Raw genomic sequence first — 3,961 nt, forward strand, 5'->3', positions numbered from 1 at the left:
CTTCCTGTTAACTGAACTAACGAGAATGTTCTTGCAGGTCAAGGGACATGCCCTTGTTTGCTGGCTAGGGTGCTCGACCATGATCGATGAGAGTGGAACTCGGGATCTCGCGTCGCTTGTCGTGGCTCGGATCGGGCGGCTGGAGGAGTCCGGCGATCCGTGGGAGCCGTATCGTCTTCTGGATCACGCGGGTCGGCCTGTCGCGCCGGCCGCTGCATTCCTTGGGGAGTTGCAGGCGGCGGGCCGCACGGCGGCGACCCAGCGGTCGTACGGGATGGATCTGTTGCGATGGTTCCGTTTCGTATGGGCGGTCGACGTGCCGTGGGACAAGGCGACTCGCGTCGAAGCTCGGGACTATTGCCGGTGGATCCAGGTTGGCCGGAAACCGGCGACGACTCATTGGAGGCGCTCGGCAGCGCCGGGGTCCCCGGTGCCGGTGTCAGCCCTGTCGAGGGGTACGCCGAATCGCGTTACGGGCCGGTCGGCGCCTGGGCCGACCTACGCGCCGGCGACCGCCGCGCATGGCGAAAGCGTGCTGCGCGGGTTCTACGAGTTTCATGCGGAGGCGGGCAGCGGGCCGATGGTCAACCCGTTCCCGTTGGCGAGGCGGCGTCAGCACGGCAGGGCCGACGCGCACCACAACCCGATGGAGCCGCATCGGCGGGAGCGGGTGGGCAGGTATCGACCCAAGCTGCCAAGACGGTTGCCGCGCCGCATCCCGGACGGGGCGTTCAACGAACTCTTCGCCGGCCTCGGTTCGCACCGTGACCGCGCACTGGTGGCGTTCTGGGTGTCGACCGGCGCGCGAGCCTCGGAGTTGCTCGGTGCCCGGATCGGTGACCTCGACGCGGGACAGCAGCTGGTCACGGTGATCCGCAAGGGCAGCCGGGCGATGCAGCAGATTCCTGCCTCGCCTGACGCGTTCGTCTGGCATCGCCTCTATCAGGCCGAGGTGCACGGCAAGGTGCCCGCCGGCTTCGATGATCCGCTGTGGTGGACCTTGCGCAGCCCGTTCCGCCCGTTGACCTATCACGCCGCCTACCGCATGTTCGTCCGAACCAACCAGGCGCTGGACATGAACTGGACGCTGCACGACCTTCGTCACACCGCCGCGTATCGAATGGCACGTGACCCCGAACTGCCGCTGACTGACGTGCAGTGGATCCTGGGCCATGCGCACCTGACAACCACGCAGATCTATATGTCGGCCCCGGCGGACGAGGCGATCGCGAGCATCCTGGCTCACCACGTCCGCCGTTCCCAGCAGCCGGCCATGCCGCCCCTGCAGGCGCCCGGCTACCGGAGCGAGTCGTTGAACGTGTTGTTCGGTGAGGACGGGTGGTGACCGGCGCCAAGGTGGAGCAGACACCCGGCGAGGCTGTTGGCGCTCGCGGGAAACGGGCGATGCCGGGCCCTGTGGACCTGTCACCGCTGCTGCAGCAGTTCCCGCCGCGGCTAGTGCCGCCCTCGTGGCCAGCCACGCAGGAGTCCCGGGGTCAGGTGCTGGCTCGCGTTCTGGCACCGCCGTTTACGTTCGGCAACGCCCAGTACCAAGACAGCGCCCGACGTGGGCTGACCAGCGTGTTGACCTGGTTGGCTGCCAAATCAGGCGACACCTGGCAGCAGCGGTGGCTGGCCAGCGGCGCCGAACTGGCCGCCGACTGGCGGACGCTGCCCGCGGAGCACACCGGATGGGTCGCCGGGCGGCGCAAGCCCTACACCCGAGACAAGACCGATGAGTGCACTACCGGGCTGATGCTGCTGATCTGCGCGGACGTGATCCGGCCGAGCACACGCTGGCTGCTGGTGACCAAGACACCCAAGAACCTGGCCGCATCATTGGCCCGCACCCGCGACCCGCTGGGGTTCGCCGCGCTGATCGAGCAGTGCGGCCCGCTGCGCACCGCGGCGACCACCCGCAACCTCGCGTTGGCCCGCATCGCGACGATCATGGCCGCCAAAGGCGGACTGGTCAGGCATATCACCGTCGGCGACTGCATCGAGATGCACCGCATCGCGTCGATGACGACGGTGGGTCGGCCGTTCTTCTACCAACTACTGCGCTCCCTGGGCGGTTTCCCGCCTGACGCTCCGATGACCGTCCGAATGTTCGGCGGCGCCGCCGGGCAGATGACGGTCGAGCAAATGATCGACCGGTACGGCATCGAGTGCAGGCCCGTGCGGGATCTCCTGGTCGACTACCTACGCGAGTTCCTCGTCGCCAGCGACTACAGCACCGTGCTCACCCTGTCCTACGTGCTGGGCAAGATGTTCTGGCGGGACCTGGAACTCCACCACCCGGGAATCGACTCGCTGCATCTGGCACCCGAGGTCGCCGCAGCCTGGAAGCAGCGGCTGCGCACCAAGACCACCCGCACGAGGACCGCCGACGGTGGCGTCGTCGAAACCCAAAGCCAGCGCATCAGCGCGACGGACAACCTCGGCACCGTGCGTGCCTTCTACCGCGACCTCGCCGAGTGGGCACACGAAGAACCCGCTCGCTGGGCCGCCTGGGTGACGGTCTGCCCGGTGCGTGACATCGATCTGAACTTCAAGAAGATCAACACCCGACGCAAATCACGGATGGATCAACGCACCCGAGAACGACTGCCCATGCTGCCCGCTCTCGTCGCCGCTGCCGAAGCCAGCCGCGCAGCGTCCTATGAACGCCTGCACACGGCCACCGAGGTCCGCCCCGGTGAGCTATTCACCGCAGGCGGACAGACGCTGCTGCGGCCGATCCTGCCAACGGGCGCCGGCGGCAGGATCTGGGGCCAGGACCCAGACACCGGCAAACGCCGCGACCTCGAAGCCGAGGAACGCCGAGCGTTCTGGGCCTGGGCCGCGGTGGAGGTGCTACGGCTGACCGGCATCCGCATCGAGGAACTCACCGAGTTGTCACACCACAGCCTGATCCACTATCGGCTGCCCACCACCCGCGAACTCGTCCCGCTGCTGCAGATCGCACCGTCAAAGACCGATACCGAACGCCTACTGGTGATCTCTCCCGAACTCGCCGACGTGCTCAGCACGATCATCACGCGGATCCGCAACCCAGACGGCAGCGTCCCTCTGGTGGCCGCCTACGACTACGGCGAGCGGACCTGGAACCCACCCATGCCGCTGCTGTTTCAACGGCGCGTCGGCCTGGAGAACCGGTCGGTCGGCAAGGCCTCGGTCGCCCGGTGCCTCGATCAAGCCCTCGCCGACACCGGCCTCACCGATGCCAGTGGCGCACCACTGCGATTCACCCCGCACGACTTCAGGCGAGTCTTCATCACCGACGCGATCATGCACGGCATGCCCCCGCACATCGCGCAGCTCGTCGCCGGGCACCGCGACATCAACACCACAATGGGTTACAAAGCCGTCTATCCCGAAGAGGTCATCAACGGACACCGAGCCTTCATCACCCGCCGCCGCAGCCTGCGACCGAGCGAGGAATACCGCACCCCCACCGACTCAGAATGGCAGGAGTTCCTCGGGCACTTCGAGCGGCGCAGGGTCGCCCTCGGCGACTGCGGCCGCTCCTACGCCACCCCCTGCATCCACGAGCACAGCTGCCTACGCTGCCCCCTGCTGCGCCCGTCATCGCAACAGCGCAGCCGGATCGAGGCGATCCGCGACAACCTCAACGACCGCATCACCGAAGCCGTCCGCGAAGGCTGGACAGGCGAGGTCGACGGACTCAAGGTCAGCCTCGCCGGCGCCGAGCAGAAACTCGACCAACTCGACCAAATGGCACGCCGAAAACACACCGTCGGACTGGGCATCCCCGCGTTCCGAGACGTCGCCGGCCGCACCAGCAGCCCTACCACCCCACTAGACCCAACGCGGAAAACAGCATTCGATACCCCACCGGCCGCAGACAACCGCGCCGGCGGACGCTGCACATCAACGGAGCAATCACGATCATGATCGGACTCGCCCTTGCGTTCTCTGACCGAGTTCAGAGAATTGA

The 3,961-nt window shown here is 67.1% G+C and carries 2 protein-coding genes; both read left to right on the forward strand.

The features are described from left to right. Positions 1-79 precede the first annotated feature (79 nt). On the forward strand, positions 80-1,345 hold the full coding sequence (locus ABZS40_RS36400) for a site-specific integrase (protein WP_354949257.1): 1,266 nt from the start codon (positions 80-82) through the stop codon (positions 1,343-1,345). Beyond that, positions 1,342-3,918, forward strand: a complete 2,577-nt coding sequence (locus ABZS40_RS36405) for a site-specific integrase (RefSeq protein ID WP_354949259.1) — start codon at positions 1,342-1,344, stop codon at positions 3,916-3,918. Before ABZS40_RS36400 ends, ABZS40_RS36405 begins: the two co-directional genes overlap by 4 nt. Positions 3,919-3,961: the final 43 nt, after the last annotated feature.

This window comes from Micromonospora sp. NPDC005324, assembly GCF_040607155.1.
GTDB lineage: Bacteria > Actinomycetota > Actinomycetes > Mycobacteriales > Micromonosporaceae > Micromonospora > Micromonospora trifolii.

Excerpts from the sequence above, each read along its gene's own strand:
- ABZS40_RS36400 (WP_354949257.1), top strand. The coding sequence starts at position 80 with ATGATCGATGAGAGTGGAACTCGGGATCTCGCGTCGCTTGTCGTGGCT.